Genomic DNA, 24,734 nt, shown 5'->3' with positions numbered 1-24,734 from the left:
CTCCGCGGGCGGCGCGGAGGGGCCTGCCGGGGCCGAAGGGGCGGGCGTCGGCGCCGGGACGGCGGCGGCAGGCGCGGACGCCGGGCGCTCCTTGGCGGGGGCGGCGGCACGCAGGACGGCAGGGTCCGGCGTGCCGCCGCTCTCGACGGCCCGCACGGCGGCCAGCAGATCGGCGGCCTGCCCGCTCAGCTTCCCGCCCGCGGCGACCGGACCCGACCTGTCGGCCTTGCGCTGCTCGATGCGGGCGCGCAGCTCGCGCTGGGCGGCCAGCTCGGCCTGCGCCTCGCTCACCTGGGCCTCGCCCGCCTGCGCCGTACCGTCCGCGCCGTCCGCATCAGTGCCCTGCTCGCCGTCCGAGGCAGTGCCCTGCTCGACGTCAGCGGCCTCCGTCTCCTCCGCGTCCTCCGCCTCCCCCGCGGCCCGCGCGTCCGCGGCGCCGGCGGGCTCCTCCTCCGGTTCGCGGTCCGTCGTCACAGCGTGCTCCAGTCCTGGTCGGGATAGTGGTGCACCGGGGCCGACACGTCGTCCAGCGCCCGGCGGATCTCGTCAGGAAGACTAAGGCCCTCCACTGACAAGGCCTCCGTGAGCTGCTGCGCGTTGCGCGCGCCGACGACCGGGGCCACCACGCCGGGACGGTCGCGCACCCACGCGAGCGCCACCGCGAGCGGGCTCGTCGCCAGGCCGTCCGCCGCCGTGACGACGGCGTCGACGACCCGGCTCGCCGCGCCGTCGAGGTACGGCTCCACGAACATCGCCATGTCCGTCGCGCCCCGCGACTCGGGCGGCGTCGCATGCCGGTACTTGCCCGTCAGCACGCCCCGCCCGAGCGGGGACGAAGGCAGCAGCCCGACGCCCAGGTCCAGCGCGGCCGGCAGCACCTCGCGCTCCACGCCGCGCTGGAGCAGCGAGTACTCCATCTGCGTGCTGGCGAGGCGCGTGCGTATGCCGGGCGACGCGAGCTGCCAGGTCGCGGCCTTGGCGAGCTGCCAGCCGCAGAAGTTCGACACGCCCGCGTAGCGCGCGCGGCCGCTGGTGACGGCGATGTCCAGCGCCTGCAGCGTCTCGTCCAGCGGGGTCTCGGCGTCGAACGCGTGGATCTGCCACAGGTCCACGTAATCCGTGCCGAGCCGGTCGAGGGAGGCGTCGAGCGCCGCGAGCAGGTGGCCGCGCGAGCCGTCGAACCGGCGGTCGGGGTCGGGCACGCTGCCCGCCTTCGTGGCGATGACCAGGTCGCGGCGGGGCACCAGCCGCTCCACGAGCTGCCCGAGCAGGTACTCGGCGTCGCCGCCGCCGTACACGTCCGCCGTGTCGATCAGCGTGCCGCCCGCTTCCCAGAAGGCCTTCAACTGGCCGGCCGCGTCGTGCTCGCCGGTGTCCCTGCCCCATGTCAGGGTGCCGAGCCCGATGCGGGACACGCGCAGTCCCGTACTGCCGAGATGCCTCTGCTCCATGGGGGCTGAGATTACTGGCCGGGAGGCGGTGCGGAGGAAGGCCTGTGGACAACGGGTCGCTGACGGGGGCGAGGTGGGCGCGCTAGAGTCCGTCCGTGCAACACATTACTGGCGAGTAGCGAACTAGGGAGCGGGTGCGGGTATGCGGCTCGGCATCAACCTCGGGTACTGGGGTGCGGGGATGGACGGCGACAACCTGGCCGTCGCGCAGGAGGCCGACCGGCTCGGCTACGACGTGTGCTGGGCGGCCGAGGCGTACGGCTCCGACGCGCCCACCGTGCTGTCCTGGGTGGCGGCGCGGACGGAGAGCATCGACATCGGCTCCGCGATCATGCAGATCCCGGCACGCCGGCCCGCCACGACGGCGATGACCGCGGCCACGCTCGACTCGCTCTCCGGCGGCCGCTTCCGCCTGGGCCTCGGCGTCTCGGGGCCGCAGGTCTCCGAGGGCTGGTACGGCGTGAAGTTCGACAAGCCGCTCGCCAGGACGCGCGAGTACGTCGAGATCGTGCGCAGGGCGATGGCGCGCGACCGGGTCTCCTACGAGGGCGAGCACTTCACGCTGCCCCTGCCCGGCGGGCCCGGCAAGCCGCTCAAGCTGACCGTCCACCCGCAGCGCGAGCACATCCCGCTGTACATCGCGGCGATCGGGCCGAAGAACCTGGAGCAGACGGGCGAGATCGCGGACGGCGCGCTGCTGATCTTCCCCGCCGCCGAGCACCTGGAGGAGACCGCGCTCACGCACCTGCGCGCGGGCCGGGAGAAGGCGGGGCTGACGATGGACGGCTTCGACGTCTGCCCGACCGTGCCGCTGGCCGTCGGCGACGACGTCTCCGCGCTCGCGGACCAGTTCCGGCCCTACACGGCCCTGTACGTGGGCGGCATGGGCAGCAGGCGGCAGAACTTCTACAACCGGCTCGCCGGCCGCATGGGCTACGAGAAGGAGGCCGCCGAGATCCAGGACAAGTACCTGACGGGCGACAAGGCGGGCGCCGCGGCGGCCGTGCCGCAGCAGCTGATCGACTCGACGACGCTGCTGGGCTCCGTCGAGCGGATCGCGGACCGCATGCAGGCCTACGCGGGGGTGGGCGTCACCACCCTCACCCTCGCGCCCGCGGGCCTCACCCTGGAGCAGCGCGTCGCGTCACTGCGCGCGGGCGTGGACGCCCTGGAGCGAGCGGGCCTGGCCGAGTAGCGGGCGCCGCGCGCTCGCTACTCGTACTCGGCCAGAACGCCGGACCACGCCCGTGGCGCCCGCCCTGCGTCGTCCGGCGCCGTGCAACGCCCCGGCGTGCCGCCGGGCAATCCGGATGCCCGGCCCCGCCTGCGCGGCGGGACCGGCCGGTTGCCGCGGTGGCGGCACACGCCCCCAGCGGGCGGCACCCCTGCGGGGCGCCAGGGCGCGCCCAAGGCGCCCGAACCCGGGACGCCCGTCCCGTCCTGCGCGGCAGGACTGGCTCTCGCCCGTGCGGTGCGCGGGGCTGGGGCGCTCGGCCCCGGCCGTACGGCGGGCCGGCCGGTTCCGCCGGCGTGGCGCGGGCGGTGATTGCGCCGGCGGGCGCCGCCCGCCGCGGCGCGCATGCATGCGCGCTGCCGCGTGGTGCGTGCGCGGCCGTGGTGGGGGCTCGGGGGTCTCCCCGCCACGGCCGCCGTCCACCCGGCACAACGGGTACAAGCCGCGCGCGGTTACGGAAGCGGGCCGTCCTTCTTTCGGCCGAGCCCCGGCCGCCAGCTGTTGCCCGGGCCCCGGCACGCCGTTTGACTCGTTGTCTGCGTACACCTTTACGACGGAGGTACCAGCGATGCTCTCGGCCCACAGCCTGTTCCGGGAAATGGTCGACGACGACCGCGCCTACCAGCTCTTCTGCTCCATCGCCGCCTCCGGCGAGGCGCAGGGCGGGTGGGAGAACGGGCGCATCGCCGCCCTGGTGCCCGACAGCATGCGCGCGCTCGCCCCCAAGATCACGCGTCACGGCGCCGACGAGGATAAGCACGGCCGGATCTTCCACGCCCTCCTCAAGAAGCGCGGCCTCGAACCCGTCGAGGTGCCGCCCGAGACGGACTACACCGCCCTGCTCGAACGGCAGGGCATCGGCCTCGCCCACGACAAGCTGCGCCGCGACGAGCCGCTCACCGAGCAGGACGTCCTGGTCTACCTGGCGCACAGCCGCGTCACGGAGCAGCGGGCCAGCGACCAGATGGACATGCTGAAGAAGCACTTCGCCGACGACCCCGACGTCGGGAAGGCCGTGAAGGTGATCAGCAACGACGAGGACAACCACCTCGCCTACTGCCACGAGGAGTTGCTGCGCCTGGCGGCCGAGGGCCGCGGCCGGTTCATCCTGGACGCCCTCGTCGAGTGCGCACGCGCGGAGATGCGCACCTACCGCACGGTCAGCCTCGCCGTCATGGACCACATGGGCCGCATCCTCGGCTGGCCCGCGCCCAAGGCGGCCGCGCTCGCCGCGGGGATCAACGCGATGTACGCGTTCGAGCGGCTCGGCGGCTGGCGCAGGATGACGCGCCTCACCCGGCCCGTACCCGAGCGCCGCGACGCCCTGGGCGGCCAGGAGATCGCCGCCCCCGCGCTGTGAGACCGCCGGCTCACAGCCAGCCGCGCCGCTTGAACTGCCGGTGCAGCCCCCAGACGACCACCAGCATCAGCGCGATCACCGCCGGGTACGCCCACACCCAGCTCAGCTCGGGCATGTGGTGGAAGTTCATGCCGTAGATGCCCGCCACCATCGTCGGCACCGCGGCCATGGCGGCCCACGCCGAGATCTTGCGCATGTCGTCGTTCTGCCGCACGCCCATCTGCGCCAGATGCGCCGACAGGATGTCGGACAGCAGCCGGTCAAGACCCTCCACCAGCTCGTTCGCGCGCGTCAGGTGGTCGTTGACGTCGCGGAAGAACGGACGCGCCTCCTCGTGCACGAACGGCGTCCCGGCACCCGCCAGCTTCTGCATCGGCCCCGCGAGCGGCCCGGTGGCCCGGCGGAACTCCAGCACCTGGCGCTTGAAGTCGTAGATCCGCGCGGCCGTCGTCTTGGCGCCGGCCGCGCCCCTGCCGCCGCCGTTGTCGGACGCCGGCGCGAAGACCTCCGCCTCGACCTCCTCCAGGTCGATCTGGAGCTCGGCGGCGACCTCGATGTAGTTGTCCACCACCGCGTCGCTCACGGCGTAGAGCACCGCCGTGGGGCCGTTGCGCATGATGTCGGGCTGGTCCTCCAGGTGCTCGCGCACGGAGCTCAGGGCGGCCCCGTGGCCGTGCCTGACCGTGACGACGAAGGAATCCCCGATGAAGACCATCAGCTCGCCCGTGGTGACCTTGTCGTGCCGCGGCTCGTACGTGGTGGGCTTGAGCACCATGAACAGCGAGTCGTCGTACACCTCGAGCTTGGGCCGCTGGTGCGCCTTGAGCGCGTCCTCCACGGCGAGCGGGTGCAGCCCGAACTCGTCCGTCACCTGGGCGAACTCCTTCTCCGTCGGCTCGTGCAGCCCGATCCAGAGGAAGGCGTCCCCGGTGGCGCGCGCCTGCTCCAGGGCGTCCGAGAAGTCCTCGGGCCCGTGCGTGCGGCAGCCGTTGCGGTAAATGGCACAGTCCACGATCACGCGAGGCATTCTTCCCGCTCGTCCCCCGCGCACGCCCCCGGCGCCACCCGGTGTCCCGCGACGGGTGGCTACGCTGGCGGCCATGGCCACGCTGATCCTCGTACGTCATGGACGCTCCACCGCCAACACCTCGGGCCTGCTCGCGGGCCGCACGCCCGGGGTCGAGCTGGACGAGCGCGGCGCCGCGCAGGCGGCCGCACTGCCCGCGCGCCTCGACGGCATCCCGTTCGCCGCCGTCGTCTCCAGCCCGCTCCAGCGGTGCACCCAGACCCTGCGGCCCCTGCTGGACGCGCGCCCCGGCACGGAGCTGGTGACGGACGAGCGGATCAGCGAGTGCGACTACGGCGACTGGACCGGCCGCAAGCTGTCCGAGCTCGGCGAGGAACCGCTCATGGAGGTCGTGCAGCAGCACCCCTCCGCCGCGGTGTTCCCCGGCGGCGAGTCCATGCGCGCCATGCAGGCACGCGCCGTCGCCTGCGTACGGGAGTGGAACGAGCGGGTCGAGCGCGAGCACGGCGAGAAGGCCGTCTTCCTGATGTGCTCGCACGGCGACATCATCAAATCGATCGTCGCGGACGCGCTCGGCATGCACCTCGACCTCTTCCAGCGGCTGCACGCCGACCCCTGCTCGGTGACGGCCCTGTCCTACACCCGGCTGCGGCCCTTCCTCCTCAAGCTCGGCGACACGGCCGATCTCGGCGCCCTGGTGCCGCGCGAGGCCGAAGGCGACGGCCCGGGAACGGTGGGGGGCGGCGCGGGCGCGCCGTGATCTCCCGGCGCAGTAGGGTGGACGCGCCGTGCGCGCGTCACCGGCCGTGGACCCGGCTGCCCCGATCGCCGCACCACAGACTTTTCCGCGACTTCCCAAGGGAGATCAGGACGTGTCCCGTCAGGTGTTCCTCTACGACCCGCCGGACCGCTTCGTGGCCGGTACGGTCGGGCTGCCTGGACGCCGTACGTTCTTCCTGCAGGCGTCGGCCTCCGGACGCGTGACCAGCGTCGCCCTGGAGAAGACTCAGGTCGCCGCGCTCGCCGAGCGAATCGACGAACTGCTCGACGAGGTCGTGCGGCGCAGCGGCGGCAACGCGCCCGTCCCCGCCGTCGCGCCGTCCGACGTCGGGGACTCCGCCCCGCTCGACGTGCCGATCGAGGAGGAGTTCCGCGTCGGCACGATGGCACTCGCCTGGGACGGCGACGAGCAGCGCATGATCGTCGAGGCGCAGGCGCTCGTCGAACTCGACGCCGAGAGCGACGAGGACCTCGCCGAGGCCGAGGAGGCGCTGCTCCAGGACGAGGAGAACGGCCCGCCGATGCTGCGGGTCCGCCTGTCCGGCGCGCAGGCCAGGGCGTTCGCCAAGCGCGCGCTGCACGTCGTCAACGCGGGACGCCCGCCGTGCCCGCTGTGCAGCCTGCCGCTCGACCCGGAAGGACACGTGTGCCCGCGTCAGAACGGATACCGGCGGAGCGCGTGACGGGTGCGGACGTGCGAAGGGGGGAGCGGGCCGGGGTGACCGACCTGCTGGGCAAGGGCGAGCTGACGGTGCACGGCCGGATCCGCGAGGCGTCCAACGCGGTGCTGTACTGCACCGTCGCGTACGAGGGCGCCGAGGCGGCCTGCGTCTACAAGCCGGTCGCGGGGGAGCGGCCCCTGTGGGACTTCCCCGACGGCACGCTCGCGCAGCGCGAGGTCGCCGCGTACGAGGTGTCGGAGGCGATGGGCTGGGGCCTGGTGCCCCCGACGGTCCTGCGCGAGGGCCCGTACGGCGAGGGCATGTGCCAGCTCTGGATCGAGGAGCGGCCGGCCGACGAGGAGCCGGCCGACGAGGAGGCGGCAGCCGAGGAGCCCGGCAGCGACGAGCCCGTCAACGAGGAGAGCGGCGCGGAGTCCGGCGCCGGAGACCCGCCGGCGGCCGTCACGCTGCTGACGCCCCTGCTGGCCCTCATGGACGGCGAGGAGCCCGTCGACGGCTGGAAGGCCATCGGGCTCGCCGAGGTCGGCGAGGGCAGGACCGCGCTGCTCGTGCACGCGGACGACGAGCGGCTCCGCCGCCTCGCCGTGCTGGACGCCGTGATCAACAACGGCGACCGCAAGGGCGGGCACCTGCTGACCGGGCCGGACGGGCGGCTGCACGCCATCGACCACGGCGTCACGTTCAACGTGGACGACAAGCTGCGCACGCTGCTGTGGGGATGGGCGGGCGAACCGCTGCCCGAGGAGGCGCTCGCGGCCCTCGGGCGCCTCGCGGACGCCCTCGCGGAGGGCGCGCCCCTCGCGACGCGCCTCGCGACGCTGATCACGCCCGCCGAGTGCGGCGCACTGCGCGAGCGCGTCCGTGACCTGCGCCACACGGGCCGCCACCCCGAGCCGTCAGGGCAGTGGCCCGCCATCCCCTGGCCACCCGTCTGACGGGACGGGCCCGCTGTCCGGGTCGTATCCGGATACCGCGTCCGGTTAGGCTCATGGCATGCATGCCTGGCCAGCCTCCGAAGTCCCCGCCCTGCCCGGCAAGGGCCGCGACATCCGGATCCACGACACCTCGACGGACTCCGAAGTCACGCTCAGCCCCGGCCCCGTCGCCCGGATATACGTCTGCGGCATCACGCCGTACGACGCGACCCACATGGGCCACGCGGCGACCTACAACGCCTTCGACCTCGTGCAGCGCGTGTGGCTCGACAGCGGCCGGCAGGTCGTCTACGTGCAGAACGTGACGGACGTGGACGACCCGCTGCTGGAGCGCGCGGAGCGCGACGGCGAGGACTGGACGGCACTGGCCGAGCGCGAGACCACGCTGTTCCGCGAGGACATGACGGCGCTGCGCATCCTGCCGCCCGAGCACTACGTCGGCGCCGTGGAGGCCATCCCCCGCATCGTGCCGCTGGTGGAGCGCCTCCGCGAGGCGGGCGCCGCCTACGAGTTGGAGGGCGACACGTACTTCTCCGTGGCGAGCGACCCCGACTTCGGCCAGGTCTCGCGCCTCGACGCCGCCGCCATGCGGCTGCTGTTCGGCGAGCGCGGCGGCGACCCCGACCGCCCCGGCAAGAAGAACCCGCTCGACCCGATGCTGTGGATGGCGGCGCGCCCCGGCGAGCCCAGCTGGGACGGCGCCGGCCTCGGCCCCGGCCGCCCCGGCTGGCACATCGAGTGCGTGGCCATCGCGCTCGACCACCTGGGCATGGACTTCGACGTGCAGGGCGGCGGCAGCGATCTCGCCTTCCCGCACCACGAGATGGGCGCCTCGCATGCGCAGGTGCTGACGGGCGAGCGCCCCTTCGCGAAGTCGTACGTGCACGCGGGCATGGTGGGCCTCGACGGTGAGAAGATGTCGAAGTCCAAGGGCAACCTGGTCTTCGTCTCCACGCTGCGCAAGGAGGGTGTGGACCCGGCGGCCATCAGGCTGGCCCTGCACGCCCACCACTACCGCTCCGACTGGATGTGGACGGAGCAGGTGCTCGCCGAGGCCGTGGCCAGGCTCGAGCGCTGGCGCGCCGCCGTCTCCCGCCCCGCGGGCCCGGCCGCGGACGGCCTGGTCGACGAGGTGCGCGCGGCGCTCGCCGACGACCTCGACGCGCCGGCGGCGCTCGCCGCCGTGGACCGCTGGGTGGAGCGCCAGGAGACCGGGGGCGGCACGGACGAGGGCGCCACCGGGCTCGTCACCCGAACCGTGGACGCGCTGCTCGGCGTGGCGCTCTGACACCACCGACCGCCACGCGTCCGGTGCGGAAGTGTCTCCCGCACCGGACGCCCGGTGTCAGTCCTCCGATGACTCGCCGGACTCGCCGGGGTCGCTGGACTCGCCGGGATCGCTGTCGTCCCCGCCGGGCTCCTGGTCCCGGTCGTGGCCGCTCCTCGGCGGCTTGGGCCACGTACGGCCCGTGCCGCCGTCGGTCGCCCGGTTCTGACCGCCCCTGCCCGGCTCGCCGTCCCGCCGCCTGAGGTACCGCTCGAACTCCCTGGCGATCGCCTCGCCCGAAGCCTCCGGCAACTCGGCGGTGTCCCGGGCCTCTTCGAGCGACTGCACGTACTCCGCCACCTCGCTGTCCTCGGAGGCGAGTTGGTCCACGCCCAGCTGCCAGGCGCGCGCGTCCTCCGTCAACTCGCCCAGCGGGACGCGGACGCCGAGCAGGTCCTCGAGACGGTTCAGCAGCGCCAGCGTGGCCTTCGGGTTGGGCGGCTGTGACACGTAGTGCGGCACCGCGGCCCACAGGCTCACCGCCGGCACCCCCACGTGCGTGCACGCCTCCTGGAGGATGCCGACGATGCCCGTGGGCCCCTCGTACTTGGTCTCCTCCAGATCCATGGTGCGCGCGAGCGCCGGATCGGAGGTGACACCGCTGACCGGCACCGGCCTCGTGTGCGGGGTGTCACCCAGCAGAGCCCCCAGGATGACGACCAGCTCCACACCCAGCTCGTGGGCGAAGCCCAGGATCTCGTTGCAGAAGGAACGCCAGCGCATCGACGGCTCGATCCCGCGCACCAGCACCAGGTCGCGCGGGGTCTCCCCCTTCACGCGCACCACGGAAAGGCGCGTCGACGGCCACTGGACCTTGCGCGTGCCGCCTTCCGTGAACACGGTGGGCCGGTTGACCTGGAAGTCGTAGTAGTCCTCGGCGTCGAGCGCCGCGAACACCTCGCCCTTCCACTCCCGGTCCAGGTGGGCCACCGCCGTGGACGCCGCGTCCCCGGCATCGTTCCAGCCCTCGAACGCGGCCACCATGACCGGGTCGATCAGCTCGGGAACCCCCTCGAGCTCGATCACCCAGGCCTCCTTCCGAAGTTCTTCGCCGTACGAACCAACCTTACGGGTTCACAGCTGCCCGTCCGCCGTATCCGGTACGCCGGGCGTGCACCGGCGCACATCCGGTACGGCCGCCGGGTGGGTCCCGTTTGCCGACGATTCATCCGATCCCTGGACGTCCAATCGCGTCCAAGCTCTGGACGCTCCCTCGTTGGCGACGCTATACATCGGATGACCGAGAGGTCCGATGTCCCTCCGCTGCTCGAAGGAGCGCGTGCATGAGCCAGAGCGTCACCGGGTTCGAGGTCCACGACATCCGTTTTCCCACCTCCGAGCGGCTCGACGGCTCCGACGCCATGAATCCGGACCCCGACTACTCGGCGGCGTACGTCGTCCTGCGTACCGAGGGCGGCGCGGAAGGGCACGGCTTCTGCTTCACGATCGGCCGCGGCAACGACGTGACGGCCACCGCGATCGAGGCGCTGCGCGGCTACGTCCTCGGCAGACAGGCCCCCAGGACCGCTGCCCAACTCGCCGCGCTCCACCACGACCTGACGCACGACTCCCAACTGCGCTGGCTGGGACCCGAGAAGGGCGTGATGCACATGGCCGCGGGTGCCGTCGTCAACGCGGCCTGGGACCTCGCGGCACGCCAGGCGGGCCAGCCCGTATGGGAGTTCCTGTCCGCCATGACGCCCGAGGAGATCGTCTCGCTGGTCGACTTCCGCTACCTGACCGACGCGCTCACACCGGACGAGGCCCTGGAGATCCTGCGCGCGGCCCGGCCCGGCCGCGCCGAACGCACCGCCGCGCTGCGGGCGGAGGGCTACCCGGCGTACACCACGTCACCGGGGTGGATCGGCTACCCGGACGACAAGCTGGTCGCGCTCGCCCGGCAGGCAGTCGCCGACGGGTTCCGGCAGATCAAGCTCAAGGTCGGCTGCGACATCGACGACGACGTGCGGCGGATGAAGCTCGCCCGCGCCGCCGTCGGCCCTTCCGTGCGGATCGCCGTCGACGCCAACCAGCGCTGGGACGTCCCCGACGCGCTGCGCTGGATGGCGGCGCTCGCGCCCTACGAGCCGCACTGGATCGAGGAACCCACCAGCCCCGACGACGTGCTCGGCCACGCCGCCATCAGATCGGGCCAGCCGGTACGGGTCGCCACCGGCGAGCACGTCGCCAACCGGGTCGTGTTCAAGCAGCTGCTGCAGGCCGGCGCCGTCGACTTCGTCCAGATCGACGCGGCGCGCGTGGCCGGCGTCAACGAGAACGTGGCCATCCTGCTGCTGGCCGCCAAGTACGGGGTGCCGGTGTGCCCGCACGCGGGCGGCGTCGGCCTGTGCGAACTCGTCCAGCACCTCTCGATGTTCGACTACGTCGCCGTCTCCGGCACGAGGGAGGGACGGGTCATCGAGTACGTCGACCACCTGCACGAGCACTTCGAGGATCCCGTGCGGATCGTCTCGGGCCGCTACCTGGCGCCCACGGCACCCGGCTTCTCCGCCAGGATGCTGCCCCGGTCGATCGCCGCGCACAGCTACCCGGACGGGCCGGTCTGGCAGGCCCGCCGCACCGCCACCTGAGCCGACACACTCCACCAAGGACGGGACGACCATGCTCCGAGACACCGTGGGGGGAGCCTCGACGCGACGATCTCGCAGCCCGCCGACCCGCAGAAGGCAGGACCCACCGACCACGACGAGCCGCGCCGTCACGGCGTCGAGTGCCGTCACAGCGTCGAGCGCAGCCACATCTCCACGCTCGCGATGTGCACCGTCGCCCATGACCTGGCCGCCTCCGCGTCCCGGTCGCGCAGCGCGGCGAGGATCGCCCGGTGCTCGTGCAGGGTGCGGCTGACGGCGTCCTGCTGGGTCAGGCCGCGCCATATCCGCGCCCTGGTCGTCGGGCCCGAGAGGCCGTCGAGGAGCGAGTGGAGCACGGAGTTGCCGGACGCCTGCACGATGCCGCGGTGGAAGTCCAGGTCGGAGGCGACCAGTTCCTCGACGGACGGCTCGGCGCCCAGCGCGTCGAGCCCGCGGTCGAGCACCGCGAGCTCCTCCTCGGTGATCCGCGCGCTCGCCATCGCCGTCGCGGCCGGCTCCAGGATGCGGCGCACCGCCAGGAATTCGAGGACGGTGTCGTCGCGGTGGAAGTCCACCACGAAGCTCAGCGCCTCGAGCAGCAGTTGGGGGTCGAGGCTCGTGACGTACGTGCCGTCGCCCTGCCGCACGTCGAGGATGCGCATCAGGGCGAGCGCGCGCACCGCCTCCCGCAGGGAGTTCCTCGACAGGCCGAGTCCGGCCGCCAGTTCGCTCTCCTTGGGCAGGCGGTCACCCGGGCGCAGCGCACCGGAGACGATCATTCCCTTGATCTTCTCTATCGCCTCGTCGGTGACAGCCACGCGCGACCTCCAGACATCCGATGTATCCGCCCCATTATGCGCCGGGCCTTCCCGTCAGGGGCGGATACGCGGTGCCTCAGCCCCGGCGGGTGAGCGTCTCCTCCACCTTCGCCCTGACCTCGTCCGTGTCGAGGCCCCTGATGGTCAGCGTGGTGCGGCGGCGCAGCACGTCATCGGCTGTCTGCGCCCACTCGTGGTCGCGCGCGTAGACCACCTGGGCCCAGATCTCGGGTGCGTCCGGGTGGACGCGCTCGCCGAGCTCCGGGCTCTCGTACGCCAGGCGCGCGATGTCGAACGCGAGCGTGCCGTAGTGGGTCGCCAGGTGCCTGGCCGTGTCGGGCGCGAGCCTGCCCTGGGCCACGCCCTCGTCGATGAGCAGCCGGTGCGCCACGGCCTGCGGGTTGGCGATGCCGGGCAGCGGCATCTTCTTGGGCAGCTGTGAGACGGGCTGGATGTCCGACCCGAGCGGGTGGCCAGGCAGCGTCTCCAGCTTCTTCAGCACGGTGCGGCCGATGTGCCGGAACGTCGTCCACTTGCCGCCCGCGACCGACAGCATGCCGCCGGTGCCCTCGGTCACGACCGTCTCCCGCTTGGCGGTGGACGTGCCGCCCGGGCCGCCGGGCAGCACCCGCAGGCCCGCGTACGAGTACGCGATCAGGTCCCGGGAGAGCTGCTGGTCCCGCACGGACAGCGATGCCTCGTCGAGGATCTGCCGGATGTCCTTCTCGGTGACGGACACGTCGGCCGGGTCGCCCTCGTACTCCTCGTCCGTGGTGCCGAGCAGGAGCATGTCCTCCCACGGCAGGGCGAACGTGATGCGGTACTTGTCGATCGGCGTGGCGAGCGCCGCGTTCCACGGCGCGGACCGCCGCATCACGAGGTGCGCGCCCTTGGACAGCCGGATGGACGGCGCCGAGCCCGCGTCCTCCATCTTCCTGAGGTGGTCGACCCAGGGGCCCGTCGCGTTGAGGACCAGCCGCGCGTTCACGCCGAACTCGCTACCGTCCGTACGGTCCTTGAGGTCGGCGCCGGTCACGCGGCCGCCGGTGAACCTGAGCCCGGTGACCTCCGCGTGGTTGAGCACGGCCGCGCCGGAGTCGACGGCGGCGCGCACGGTCATGAGCGCCATCCGCGCGTCGTTCATCTGGTCGTCCCCGTAGACGGCGACGGCCTTCAGGTCCTCCGTGCGCAGCTCGGGCACCGCACGCCTGGCCTTCTCCGGGCTGATGACGTGGCCGACGCCGTCGCCGAACGCGGAGAGCGCCGAGTAGGCGAAGACGCCGGCGCCCAGCTTGGCCGCGCCGTGCGGGCCGCCGCGGTACACGGGCAGGTAGAACGTGAGCGGGTTGGCCAGGTGCGGCGCCACCTGCTGCGCCACGGCGCGGCGCTCGAAGTGGTTCTCCGCGACCAGCTTCACCGCGCCGGTCTGCAGGTAGCGCAGCCCGCCGTGCAGCAGCTTGGAGGACGCCGAGGACGTGGCCCCGGCGAAGTCGCCGCTGTCCACCAGCGCCACCCTGAGCCCCGACTGCGAGGCGTGCCAGGCCGTGGAGATGCCCAGGATGCCGCCGCCGATCACCAGCAGGTCGTAGGACGCGCGGTCCATCTGGTCGCGGATCTCGGCCCGGGCCGGCAGGGACCCGATGGCCAGGTGCGTCCCGAGTGCCGGGGCGCTGCTCAGGGTGGTGTTCATGGCGTACTCCTCATCAGCCGCCTACCGGCTGTGGCTTCGTTGCTCCGTCGGCCGCCGGGGTGCCGGCGGCCGGGTGTCGCGGCCGCCGTGTCAGCTGCCGTCGTCCTCGAGCCAGCCCTTGGTCCGCTCGACGGCCTTGAGCCAGTTCTTGTACTCGCGGTCGCGGATGCCGGACTCCATCTGCGGCGTCCACTCCGCGGCCCTGCGCCAGTTGGCGCGCAACGCGTCGGTGTCCGGCCAGAAGCCGACCGCGAGACCGGCGGCGTAGGCCGCGCCGAGCGCGGTGGTCTCGGCCACCAGCGGCCGCACGACGGGCGAGTCCAGCACGTCGGCGAGGGTCTGCATGAGCAGGTTGTTGGCCGTCATGCCGCCGTCGACCTTCAGGGTCGTCAGCTCGACACCCGAGTCCTTGGTCATGGCGTCGCTGATCTCGCGCGTCTGCCAGGCGGTGGCCTCCAGGACGGCCCTGGCGATGTGCGCCTTCGTGACGTAGCCGGTGAGCCCGGCGATCACACCGCGCGCGTCCGGCGCCCAGTGCGGCGCGAACAGTCCGGAGAACGCGGGCACGAAATAGGCGCCGCCGTTGTCCTCGACCGACGAGGCCAGCGTCTCGATCTCCGGGGCCGTCTTGATCAGGCCCATCTGGTCGCGCATCCACTGCACCAGCGCGCCGGTGACGGCGATGGAGCCCTCCAGCGCGTACACCACCGGCTCGTCACCGATGCGGTAGCCGACCGTGGTGAGCAGGCCGTTGTAGGAGTTGACCGGCTTGCCCGCGGTGTTCATCAGCATGAAGGTGCCGGTGCCGTAGGTCGACTTGGCGTCGCCCTCGGTGAAGCAGCACTGCCCGAACAGCGCCGCCTGCTGGTCGCCGAGCGCCGACGCGACGGGCACGCCGTCCAGGGCGCCGCCCTTCGCGTTCCCGTACACCTCGGCCGACGACCTGATCTCCGGGAGCATCACGGACGGCACGCCCATGGACTCGCAGATCCGCTCGTCCCACTCCATGGTGTGCAGGTTCATGAGCATCGTGCGGGAGGCGTTGGTGACGTCGGTGACGTGCGCGCCGCCGTTGGTGCCGCCGGTCAGGTTCCAGATGGTCCAGGTGTCCATCGTGCCGAACAGGATGTCGCCGCGCTCGGCGCGCTCGCGCAGCCCCTCCACGTTGTCCAGCAGCCAGCGCGCCTTGGGCCCGGCGAAGTAGGTGGACAGCGGCAGGCCGGTCTCCCGGCGCCAGCGGTCGGCGCCCACGTTGCGGCCCAGCTCGCGGGTGAGCGCGTCGGTGCGGGTGTCCTGCCAGACGATGGCGTTGTGCACCGGCTCGCCGGTGTTCTTGTCCCACAGCAGCGTTGTCTCGCGCTGGTTGGTGATGCCGATCGCCTTGACGTCGTCCCGCGTGATGCCGGCCTTCTCGATGGCGCCCGCCACGACCTCCTGGACGTTGGTCCAGATCTCGGCCGCGTTGTGCTCCACCCAGCCCGGCTTGGGGAAGATCTGCTCGTGCTCCTTCTGGTCGACGGCCACGATGCGGCCGTCCCGGTCGAAGACGATGCAGCGACTCGACGTCGTGCCCTGGTCGATGGCCGCGATGAACGGGCCCGTGCCGTGGGAGGAAGTCCCTGTGTTGTCACTCACGGTGTCAGCTCCTGCTTCGTCGGAGAAGGTGAAGTGGGGTCGGAGGGTGGGGGACGATGCGGCTCACGCGAAGGCGAGCTGGTAGAAACCGCCGGCGAGCGCCGCGCCCGCCAGGGGGCCGAGTACGGGTACCCACGCGTAGCTCCAGTCCGAGCCGCCCTTGTTCCGCAGCGGCAGGAGGGCGTGGACGATGCGGGGGCCCAGGTCACGGGCCGGGTTGATGGCGTAACCGGTCGGCCCGCCGAGCGAGAGTCCGATGGCCACCACGACGAAGGAGGTGATCAGGATGCCGATCGGGCCGAGACCGTCGCCGTTCTGGTTGAGTCCCTGCGTGAGGATGGCGATGACCAGCACGAACGTGGCGATGATCTCGGTCAGCAGGTTCTGCCAGTAGTTGCGGACCTCGGGGCCCGTGGAGAAGACGCCGAGCACCGGTCCCGCGTTCGGCGCGCTCTTCTGGTCGACGAGCCCCTCCTCGGCCGGCTGCTGCGCGAGCACCTGGGGATCGGTGAGGAACGCGGAGAACTGCCCCAGGTAGGCCACCCAGACCAGGAAGGCGCCGATCATCGCCCCCAGGATCTCGGAACCTATGTAGAGCGGCACGTCGCTCCACTTGATCCCGCCCTGGATGGCGAGGCCCAGCGTCACCGCCGGATTCAGCGACGCCGCGGACTTCGGCGCGGAGAGGTAGGCGCCGACCATGACGGCGAAGCCCCAGCCGAGGCTGATGGCCACCCAGCCCGCGCCGAACGCCTTCGACCGCTTGAGCACGACACCGGCGACCACACCGCCGCCGAGCAGGATCAGCATGGCGGTACCGCTGGTCTCGCCCACGAATATGTCGAGATTGGACACCCGAGACTCCTTTGTCCTGAAAGGCGGATCTCCGGATCTCCGGCGGTCCGCGCCCTCATGCAGGGCACTTGCTGCCGGTCGCCTTGCCGTACCGTCCCGGGCTCCGGTAGAGACGGCGTTCGACAATGTCGACCGATATACGGCAGTCTCGTCCGGTCAGCAATAGTCGTCAAGGGTTCCGTGGCCGGAACCTCACACCCTTCCGATGATCCGCCATGCGGATCAAAACCGCCCGTTGCCGATGTCGCGCGACACCGCGCGGGCGCAGTCGCGCACCGCCGCCACGAGGTCCGTGCGGATCCGGCCGGGGCCGCCGTCCCCGCGGTCGCCGGCGCCCTCCGGATCGCAGATCCGCTCCGTCGCGCCGGTCGCCGCGATGGCGCCGACGGCCATGCCGTGCCGGTCGCGGATGGGCGCGGCCACGGCCGCCACGCCCTGCCAGGTCTCCTCGACGTCCGAGGCCCAGCCCTTCTCCCGTACGGCCGACAGCTCCGCCTCGAAGCGTTCCGGCAGCGTGACGGTGTGCGGCGTCAGCGGGCGCCGCTCCGCCTCCAGCGCGTCGCTGTGGGCCACCGGGTCGAAGGCGCAGAGCACCTTCCCGAGCGCCGTGGAGTACAGCGGCTGCATGGCCCCCACCTCCAGGACCTGGCGGCTGTCGTCCGGCCGGAAGACGTGGTGCACGACCAGTACGCCACCCTGGTGCAGTACACCCAGATGGACGCTCTCACCGCTGGATCGCGCCAGATCGTCCGTCCACACCAGGGCACGCGCGCGCAGCTCGTGCACGTCCAGATAGCTGTTGCCGAGGCGCAGCAGCTCGGCGCCCAGCTGATAGCGGCCCGACAGCGCGTCCTGCTCGACGAACCCCTCCGCCTGCAACGTGCGCAGGATGCCGTGCGCCGTGCCCTTCGCCAGCCCCAGCGAGGACGCGATGTCGGACAGGCCGAGCCTGCGCTCCCCGCCCGCGAGCAGCCGCAGCATCGCCGCGGCCCGCTCGAGCGACTGGATGTTCTTCGCCATCTGCGGACCCCGTTCCTTATTCGACAATGCTGAACACTATCGGTCCATGCCGACTTCGTCTCCTGGGCCTTACCCGCCGCCGCGCCCACGCCGTGGACGCCCCGCCCGCCATCGCGTGTCCCCGGCTACGCTGGCCGGGTGCCCCGCGTACCGCTCGGGGCAAAGCCGACAGCCGTCGCATCTACGGGAGTGAATCCATGGCCTCGTCGCCGACCCCTTCCACCGACAGCAGGACGCGCGTCGCGGCGCTCCGCGAAGCCTTCGCCACCCGGGTGGTGGTGGGGGACGGAGCCATGGGGACCATGCTCCAGGCACAGGACCCCACCCTCGCGGACTTCCAGGACCTCGAAGGGTGCAACGAGATCCTCAACGTCACGCGCCCCGACATCGTCAGGTCCGTGCACGAGGAGTACTTCGCCGTCGGGGTCGACTGCGTCGAGACCAACACGTTCGGCGCCAACTTCGCCGCCCTGGGCGAGTACGACATCGCCGACCGCGTGTACGAGCTGTCGGAGGCAGGCGTGCGCATCGCCCGCGAGGTCGCCGACGAGTTCACCGCCTCCACCGGCCGGCAGCGCTGGGTGCTCGGCTCCATGGGCCCGGGCACCAAGCTGCCCACCCTCGGCCACGTCGCCTACACGACGATCCGCGACGCCTACCAGCAGAACGCGGAAGGCATGATCGCCGGCGGCGCCGACGCGCTGCTCGTGGAGACCACGCAGGACCTCCTCCAGACCAAGGCGGCCGTGCTCGGCGCCCGGCGCGCCATCGAGGCCACCGGCGCCGACCTGCCCGTCATCTGCTCCGTCACCGTCGAGACGACCGGCACCATGCTGCTCGGCTCCGAGATCGGCGCGGCCCTCACCGCGCTCGAACCGCTCGGCATCGACATGATCGGCCTCAACTGCGCCACGGGCCCCGCCGAGATGAGCGAGCACCTGCGCTACCTCGCACGCCACTCCCGCATCCCGCTGTCCTGCATGCCGAACGCGGGCCTGCCGGTGCTCGGCAAGGACGGCGCGCACTACCCGCTCCAGCCGGGCGAACTGGCCGACGCTCAGGAGACCTTCGTCGCCGAGTACGGCCTCTCCCTCGTCGGCGGCTGCTGCGGCACCACCCCCGAGCACCTGCGCCAGGTCGTCGAGCGGGTGCGCGGCAGCGAGCGCACCGAGCGTGAGCCGCGCCCCGAGCCGGGCGCCGCGTCCCTGTACCAGGCCGTGCCCTTCAGGCAGGACACCTCGTACCTCGCCATCGGCGAGCGCACCAACGCCAACGGCTCGAAGAAGTTCCGCGAGGCCATGCTCGACGCGCGCTGGGACGACTGCGTCGAGGTGGCGCGCGACCAGATCCGCGAGGGCGCGCACATGCTCGACCTCTGCGTCGACTACGTGGGCCGCGACGGCGCCGCCGACATGGCCGAGCTCGCCGGCCGCTTCGCCACGGCCTCGACCCTGCCGATCGTGCTGGACTCCACCGAGATCGACGTGCTCCGCGCGGGCCTGGAGAAGCTCGGCGGGCGCGCCGTCATCAACTCCGTCAACTACGAGGACGGCGCGGGACCCGAGTCACGCTTCGCGCGCGTCACCACGCTCGCCAAGGAGCACGGCGCCGCGCTCATCGCGCTCACCATCGACGAGGAGGGCCAGGCCCGTACCGCCGAGCACAAGGTGGCCATCGCCGAGCGGCTCATCGACGACCTGACCGGCAACTGGGGCATCAACGAGTCGGACATCCTCATCGACTGCCTCACCTTCACCATCTGCACCGGCCAGGAGGAGTCGCGCCGCGACGGCCTCGCCACCATCGAGGCGATCCGTGAGCTCAAGCGGCGCCACCCCGACGTGCAGACCACGCTCGGCCTCTCCAACATCTCCTTCGGCTTGAACCCGGCCGCCCGCATCGTGCTGAACTCGGTCTTCCTCGACGAGTGCGTCAAGGCCGGTCTCGACTCCGCGATCGTGCACGCCGCGAAGATCCTGCCCATCGCGCGGCTCGACGACGAGCAGGTGAAGACCGCGCTCGACCTGATCCACGACCGGCGCGCCGAGGGCTACGACCCGCTGCAGAAGCTGATGGCCCTGTTCGAGGGCGCCACCGCCAAGTCCCTGCGCGCGGGCAAGACGGAGGAGCTGCTGGCCCTGCCGCTCTCCGAGCGCCTCGAACACCGCATCATCGACGGCGAGAAGAACGGCCTCGAAGCCGACCTCGACGAGGCGCTCCAGGAGCGCTCCGCCCTCGACATCGTCAACGAGACGCTGCTGAACGGCATGAAGGTCGTCGGCGAGCTGTTCGGCTCCGGCCAGATGCAGCTGCCTTTCGTCCTCCAGTCGGCCGAGGTCATGAAGACCGCCGTCGCCCACCTCGAACCGCACATGGAGAAGTCCGAGGACGGCGGAGGCAAGGGCACGATCGTGCTGGCGACCGTGCGCGGCGACGTCCACGACATCGGCAAGAACCTCGTGGACATCATCCTGTCCAACAACGGGTACGACGTCGTCAACCTCGGCATCAAGCAGCCGGTCTCCGCGATCCTGGAGGCGGCGGCCGAGCACAAGGCCGACGTCATCGGCATGTCGGGGCTCCTCGTCAAGTCCACGGTGATCATGAAGGAGAACCTGGAGGAGCTCAACCAGCGTCAGCTGGCCGCCGACTTCCCGGTCATCCTCGGCGGCGCCGCCCTCACGCGCGCCTACGTCGAGCAGGACCTGCACGAGATCTACGAGGGCGAGGTCCGCTACGCGCGCGACGCCTTCGAGGGCCTGCGGCTGATGGACGCCCTCATCGCCGTCAAGCGGGGCGTGCCCGGCGCCGTGCTGCCCGAACTCAAGCAGCGCAGGGTCAAGTCCGCTGCGACCACGGCCGTGCTCGACCAGCCGGAGGAGAAGGTCTCACGCTCCGACGTCGCGGTCGACAACCCGGTGCCCACCCCGCCGTTCTGGGGCACGCGCGTCGTCAAGGGGATCCAGCTCAAGGAGTACGCGTCCTGGCTCGACGAGGGCGCGCTGTTCAAGGGCCAGTGGGGGCTCAAGGAGTCGCGCACCGGCGGCGGCCCCTCCTACGAGGAGCTCGTCGAGACCGAGGGCCGCCCGCACCTGCGCGGCTGGCTCGACCGCATGCACACGGAGAACCTGCTGGAAGCCGCCGTCGTCCACGGCTACTTCCCCTGCGTCTCCAAGGGAGACGACCTCATCCTGCTGAACGACGACGGGTCCGAGCGCACCCGCTTCACGTTCCCGCGCCAGCGGCGCGGCCGCCACCTGTGCCTCGCGGACTTCTTCCGCCCGGAGGAGTCGGGCGAGACGGACGTGGTGGGCCTCCAGGTCGTCACGATCGGGTCGAAGATCGGCGAGCGCACCGCCGAACTGTTCGAGGCCAACTCCTACCGCGACTACCTGGAGCTGCACGGCCTGTCCGTCCAGCTCGCGGAGGCGCTCGCCGAGTACTGGCACGCGCGCGTGCGCTCCGAACTCGGCTTCGCCGGCGAGGATCCCCCGGACGTGGAGGACATGTTCGCCCTCAAGTACCGCGGCGCCCGCTTCTCGCTGGGCTACGGGGCGTGCCCCGACCTGGAGGACCGCGCGAAGATCGCCGAGCTGCTCCAGCCTGAGCGGATCGGCGTGCACCTCTCCGAGGAGTTCCAGCTGCACCCGGAGCAGTCCACCGACGCGATCGTCATCCACCACCCGGAGGCCAAGTACTTCAACGCACGGTAACGCGCCGATCACCCCGGCGGCGCACGCGCCGAGCACCGTGCGCCGCCGGGACGTACACTGATCAGTCCAGCGCAGGCCGGCCGCCGCGCTCCCGGGGAACCCCCGGCGGTGCACGCGGCCGGCCTTCTCGTCCCTCTTGGAGGTGTGCCGGATGACCAGTACGGTCCCCGTGTCCTTGCCCCGAACGGCCGAAGGCTCCGCCCTGCAGGCCGTGCTGCTCGACATGGACGGCACGCTGGTGGACAGCGAGGGGATCTGGTGGGACACCGAGGTCGAGGTCTTCAAGAACCTCGGGCACACCCTCGACGAGGGCTGGCGCGACATCGTCGTCGGCGGCCCGATGGCCCGCAGCGCCGGCTACCTGATCGAGGCCACCGGGGCCGACGTGACCCTCGACGAGATCGTGCTGCTGTTCAACGAGACGTTCGAGAACCGCATCGCCCAGGGCGTGCCGCTGATGCCGGGCGCGGCCCGGCTGCTCGCCGAGCTCAGGGCGCACCGGGTACCCACCGCGCTGGTCTCCGCCTCCCACCGGCGCATCATCGACCAGGTCCTGCTCTCCCTGGGGGCGGAGAACTTCGCGCTCACGGTCGCCGGCGACGAGGTGGCGCGCACCAAGCCGCACCCCGACCCCTACCTGGTCGCCGCGCGCGGCCTCGGCGCGGAGCCCGGCCGGTGCGCCGTCGTCGAGGACACCGCGACGGGCGTGGCGGCCGCCGAGGCGGCGGGCTGCCCCGTCGTCGCCGTACCGTCCGTGGCCCCGATCGCCCCGGCGGAGGGCCGGCACATCGTGGCCTCGCTGGAGGACGTCGACCTCGCCTTCCTGCGCTCCCTGCCGGCGCCCGGCCGCTGACGGGCCCCGCGACCCGCGAGAACCCGTGCGGTGAACGGCCTCCGGCCACGACGGGCACACTCCGCGACCGCATTCGGACCAAGGGTGACGTTGGGTGACGTTCGTCACGTCACGGCGCCCGGAAGAGGCGCTCGCCGGCCCTTCCGCGGTGCCCGCGCGTGCCCTTGTGTCCCGGTTGGTGAAGCACTGTACGAAATTGCCGACGCTCCTATGTCCACAGGCCGTTAAGGGCGATAACTGAGTGACAACCCGCCCGTGGAGGTCAGTTCCTGGGCCCGTCGCACGGCTACTAATGTCTGGCGAGTACGTGCTGAGGCAACCCGCGCCGCACGCGTCATCATCCGGGCCGACGCGTCCAGGCGTTCCCCCACGAGGAGTTAGTCCACGATGAACCGCAAGACTCTGGTGCTGTCGGCAGCCCTTGGCCTGTTGGCGCCCGTCATGGCCGGCTGCGGCGGCTCGGGCAGCGGCTCCGACGGTGGTCAGGCGATAGTCGTGGGCACCACCGACCAGTTCACCGCGACGAAGACCGGCCCGGCGCCCTTCGACCCGGCCTACGCGTACGACACGGGCAGCTGGAACATCCTCAGGCAGACCCTCCAGACGCTCACCCACATCCCGCGCGGCGGCGGCGAGCCGGTGCCCGAGGCGGCCAGCCAGTGCGCGTTCCACGGGCAGAACGTGTACAGCTGCAAGCTGCGCTCAGGGCTGAAGTTCTCCAACGGCGACCCGGTCACCGCGGACGACGTCAAGTACTCGATCCAGCGGGTCGTCGCCATCCACGACGCCAACAGCGCGTTCGCCCTGTTCACCAACGTGGACCGGATCGACACCCACGGCGCCACGATCGAGTTCCACCTCAAGACGCCCGACGCCACGTTCCCCTACAAGCTCGCCACCCCGGCCGGCGGCATCGTCGACCCGAAGCTGTACTCGGCGAAGAAGCTGCGCGACGGCTTCAAGATCGACGGGTCGGGGCCCTACACCTTCAAGGCGGACGTCAAGAACGGCACCCTCGTCAAGGCGACCTTCACCAAGAACCCCACGTACAAGGGCGACTTGAAGGTCCTCAACGACAAGGTCGAGATGCGGGCCTTCCCCGACGCCGACGCCATGGGCACGGCGCTCGACAAGGGCAAGATCGACGTGATGCTCCGTTCGATGTCGCCCGAGCAGATCAAGTCGATGACCGACAACCCGCGCAAGGACATCAACCTCACCGAGATGCCCGGCCTCGCGATCCGCTACCTCGGCTTCGACACGACGGCGCCCGTCGTCAAGAACAAGGCCGTGCGCCAGGCGATGGCGTACGTGGTCGACCGTCAGGCGCTCGTGGCCAAGGCCTACGGGACCACCGCGGAGCCGCTCTACTCGCTGATCCCGTCCGGCATCACGGGCCACACCAACTCGTTCTTCAACCAGTACGGCGCGCAGCCCTCGGTCAAGCAGGCGGCCGAGACGCTGCAGAAGGCCGGCATCCACACGCCGGTCAAGCTCACGCTGCACTACACGACGGACCACTACGGCTCCGCCACCGCCAAGGAGTTCCAGGTCCTCAAGAGCCAGCTCAACGGCAGCAAGCTCTTCGACGTGACCGTCCAGGGCACGCCGTGGAAGGACTTCAGGGACGCGGAGATCAGCGGCAAGTACGCGGCCTACGGCATGGGCTGGTTCCCCGACTTCCCGGACCCGGACAGCTTCGTGGCACCGTTCCTCGACAAGGGCAACTTCCTGGGGCTGCCCTACAACAACCCGAAGATCAGGGGCCAGCTGATCCCGCAGTCACGGCGCGAGGCCGACCGCGGCGCCGCCTCGTCCACGTTCGGCGAGATCCAGGACATCGTCGCCAAGGACGTGCCGATCCTGCCGCTGTGGCAGGGCAAGGAGTACGTGGCGGCCCGCGACGACATCACCGGCGTCGAGTGGGCGGTCGACTCCTCGGAGGCCTACCACCTGTGGGAGCTCAGCAAGGGCACGGCCGGCCAGTGACGGACCGCAGGCCCTGAACGCACCGGAGCCCCGGACCGCGCACCGCCGGTCCGGGGCTCCCGCGTGCCCGCCGGCGCGCGGCGCGCCTACTGGGCGCCCGGGCGCACAAGACCGCTCTCGTACGCGTACACCGCTGCCTGGACCCGGTCGCGCAGGCTCAGCTTCGTCAGCACGTGCCCCACATGTGTCTTGACGGTCGTCTCGCTGACGAACAGGTCCGCCGCGATCTCCGCGTTCGACAGGCCGCGCGCCACCAGCTTCAGCACCTCGACCTCGCGCTCGGTCAGCGTGTTCAGCGTGTCGGGCACCGCCTCCTCGCCCGACGGCAGGTGGTCGGCGTACTTGTCCAGCAGGCGGCGCGTGATGCTGGGCGCCAGCATCGCCTCTCCCGCTGCCACCACCCGGATCGCCTGCACCAGTTCGTTCGCGGGCGCGTCCTTCAGCAGGAACCCGCTGGCCCCCGCGCGCAGCGCCTCCACCACGTACTCGTCGAGGTCGAACGTCGTCAGCACCAGCACCTTGGCGGGGCCGTCACGCCCAGGGCCGGTGATCTGGCGGGTGGCCTCCACGCCGTCCATCCGCGGCATGCGGATGTCCATCAGCACCACATCGGGCTGCAGCGCGCGTACCTGGTCGATCGCCTGGAGGCCGTCCCCGGCCTCCCCGACCACCGCGACGTCCTGCTCGGCCTCCAGGATCATCCGGAAACCGGTGCGCAACAGCGGCTGGTCGTCGACCAGCAGGACTCGGACGGTGCCGACAGCCACGGGAAC

At 71.7% G+C, this 24,734-nt stretch carries 19 protein-coding genes and 1 pseudogene; 10 read left to right on the top strand and 10 right to left on the bottom strand.

The features are described 5' to 3' along the window. A pseudogene (locus JFN87_RS07195) lies at positions 1 to 474 on the bottom strand (DNA helicase RecD); the annotation flags it as partial. Then, positions 471 to 1,451 carry an aldo/keto reductase gene (locus JFN87_RS07190; protein WP_209339055.1) on the bottom strand — a complete coding sequence of 327 codons (981 nt, stop codon included), beginning with the start codon at positions 1,449 to 1,451 and terminating at the stop codon, positions 471 to 473. The gene JFN87_RS07190 and the pseudogene JFN87_RS07195, both read right to left, overlap by 4 nt. A gap of 142 nt (positions 1,452 to 1,593) precedes the next feature. Between JFN87_RS07190 and JFN87_RS07185 the strand changes: the two genes are divergently transcribed. Beyond that, on the top strand, positions 1,594 to 2,646 hold the full coding sequence (locus JFN87_RS07185) for an LLM class F420-dependent oxidoreductase (RefSeq protein ID WP_209339054.1): 1,053 nt from the start codon (positions 1,594 to 1,596) through the stop codon (positions 2,644 to 2,646). A gap of 607 nt (positions 2,647 to 3,253) precedes the next feature. After that, positions 3,254 to 4,045 (top strand): ferritin-like domain-containing protein, encoded by a 792-nt coding sequence (locus tag JFN87_RS07180; RefSeq protein WP_209339053.1) that lies wholly within the window; start codon positions 3,254 to 3,256, stop codon positions 4,043 to 4,045. A gap of 10 nt (positions 4,046 to 4,055) precedes the next feature. On the opposite strand, the gene JFN87_RS07175 is transcribed toward JFN87_RS07180, so the two are convergent. Beyond that, positions 4,056 to 5,072 (bottom strand): magnesium and cobalt transport protein CorA, encoded by a 1,017-nt coding sequence (locus tag JFN87_RS07175; RefSeq protein WP_209339052.1) that lies wholly within the window; start codon positions 5,070 to 5,072, stop codon positions 4,056 to 4,058. A 73-nt stretch (positions 5,073 to 5,145) separates the two neighbouring features. On the opposite strand from JFN87_RS07175, the gene JFN87_RS07170 reads away from it, so the two are divergent. The 4 genes from JFN87_RS07170 to mshC all read left to right on the top strand — a co-directional run bounded on the left by JFN87_RS07170 (position 5,146) and on the right by mshC (position 8,758). Next, positions 5,146 to 5,832, top strand: coding sequence for a histidine phosphatase family protein (locus tag JFN87_RS07170; RefSeq protein WP_209339051.1), 687 nt, complete (start codon positions 5,146 to 5,148; stop codon positions 5,830 to 5,832). Positions 5,833 to 5,944: 112 nt separating this feature from the next. Continuing rightward, complete coding sequence (locus JFN87_RS07165; RefSeq protein WP_209339050.1) at positions 5,945 to 6,535, top strand: DUF3090 domain-containing protein; 591 nt, start codon at positions 5,945 to 5,947, stop codon at positions 6,533 to 6,535. Next, complete coding sequence (locus JFN87_RS07160) at positions 6,499 to 7,470, top strand: SCO1664 family protein (RefSeq protein WP_209339049.1); 972 nt, start codon at positions 6,499 to 6,501, stop codon at positions 7,468 to 7,470. Before JFN87_RS07165 ends, JFN87_RS07160 begins: the two co-directional genes overlap by 37 nt. A 58-nt stretch (positions 7,471 to 7,528) precedes the next feature. Beyond that, positions 7,529 to 8,758: a cysteine--1-D-myo-inosityl 2-amino-2-deoxy-alpha-D-glucopyranoside ligase gene (gene mshC / locus JFN87_RS07155; RefSeq protein ID WP_209339048.1), complete on the top strand. Its 1,230-nt coding sequence runs from the start codon at positions 7,529 to 7,531 to the stop codon at positions 8,756 to 8,758. Between the two features lie 57 nt (positions 8,759 to 8,815). Here mshC and JFN87_RS07150 read toward each other — a convergent pair whose 3' ends face one another. Then, complete coding sequence (locus JFN87_RS07150) at positions 8,816 to 9,823, bottom strand: PAC2 family protein (protein WP_209339047.1); 1,008 nt, start codon at positions 9,821 to 9,823, stop codon at positions 8,816 to 8,818. Positions 9,824 to 10,080: 257 nt separating this feature from the next. Here JFN87_RS07150 and JFN87_RS07145 point away from each other — a divergent pair, with 257 nt between their 5' ends. After that, a complete protein-coding gene (locus JFN87_RS07145; RefSeq protein ID WP_209339046.1) occupies positions 10,081 to 11,388 on the top strand; it encodes an enolase C-terminal domain-like protein in 1,308 nt (435 codons plus the stop codon). A 146-nt stretch (positions 11,389 to 11,534) separates the two neighbouring features. Here the strand turns inward: JFN87_RS07145 and JFN87_RS07140 are convergent, their stop codons facing one another. The 5 genes from JFN87_RS07140 to JFN87_RS07120 all read right to left on the bottom strand — a co-directional run bounded on the left by JFN87_RS07140 (position 11,535) and on the right by JFN87_RS07120 (position 17,406). Then, the gene (locus tag JFN87_RS07140; RefSeq protein ID WP_209339045.1) at positions 11,535 to 12,206 is read right to left on the bottom strand and encodes a FadR/GntR family transcriptional regulator; all 672 of its coding nucleotides are present in this window, start codon (positions 12,204 to 12,206) and stop codon (positions 11,535 to 11,537) included. A 76-nt stretch (positions 12,207 to 12,282) separates the two neighbouring features. Further along, the gene (locus tag JFN87_RS07135; protein ID WP_209339044.1) at positions 12,283 to 13,896 is read right to left on the bottom strand and encodes a glycerol-3-phosphate dehydrogenase/oxidase; all 1,614 of its coding nucleotides are present in this window, start codon (positions 13,894 to 13,896) and stop codon (positions 12,283 to 12,285) included. Positions 13,897 to 13,986: 90 nt separating this feature from the next. Beyond that, positions 13,987 to 15,531: a glycerol kinase GlpK gene (gene glpK, locus JFN87_RS07130; protein ID WP_209339043.1), complete on the bottom strand. Its 1,545-nt coding sequence runs from the start codon at positions 15,529 to 15,531 to the stop codon at positions 13,987 to 13,989. Positions 15,532 to 15,594: 63 nt separating this feature from the next. Then, positions 15,595 to 16,386, bottom strand: a complete 792-nt coding sequence (locus JFN87_RS07125; protein WP_209339042.1) for an MIP/aquaporin family protein — start codon at positions 16,384 to 16,386, stop codon at positions 15,595 to 15,597. Positions 16,387 to 16,608: 222 nt separating this feature from the next. Beyond that, a complete protein-coding gene (locus JFN87_RS07120) occupies positions 16,609 to 17,406 on the bottom strand; it encodes an IclR family transcriptional regulator (protein ID WP_209339041.1) in 798 nt (265 codons plus the stop codon). 197 nt (positions 17,407 to 17,603) lie between these two features. On the opposite strand from JFN87_RS07120, the gene metH reads away from it, so the two are divergent. The 3 genes from metH (at position 17,604) to JFN87_RS07105 (ending at position 23,961) form a co-directional block, all read left to right on the top strand. Further along, on the top strand, positions 17,604 to 21,119 hold the full coding sequence (gene metH, locus JFN87_RS07115; protein WP_209339040.1) for a methionine synthase: 3,516 nt from the start codon (positions 17,604 to 17,606) through the stop codon (positions 21,117 to 21,119). Positions 21,120 to 21,270: 151 nt separating this feature from the next. Further along, positions 21,271 to 21,972, top strand: coding sequence for an HAD family hydrolase (locus JFN87_RS07110; protein ID WP_209339039.1), 702 nt, complete (start codon positions 21,271 to 21,273; stop codon positions 21,970 to 21,972). A 387-nt stretch (positions 21,973 to 22,359) separates the two neighbouring features. Continuing rightward, positions 22,360 to 23,961 carry an ABC transporter substrate-binding protein gene (locus JFN87_RS07105; protein ID WP_209339038.1) on the top strand — a complete coding sequence of 534 codons (1,602 nt, stop codon included), beginning with the start codon at positions 22,360 to 22,362 and terminating at the stop codon, positions 23,959 to 23,961. 86 nt (positions 23,962 to 24,047) lie between these two features. Here JFN87_RS07105 and JFN87_RS07100 read toward each other — a convergent pair whose 3' ends face one another. Continuing rightward, entirely contained in the window at positions 24,048 to 24,728 is a 681-nt protein-coding gene (locus JFN87_RS07100; protein ID WP_307865342.1) for a response regulator, read from the bottom strand. Positions 24,729 to 24,734: the final 6 nt, after the last annotated feature.

The sequence above is a fragment of the Streptomyces montanisoli genome (genome assembly GCF_017813245.1).
GTDB lineage: Bacteria > Actinomycetota > Actinomycetes > Streptomycetales > Streptomycetaceae > Streptomyces > Streptomyces montanisoli.
Note: the sequence above shows the minus strand (reverse complement) of the source record. Positions and strands in the feature narration are given on the sequence as shown.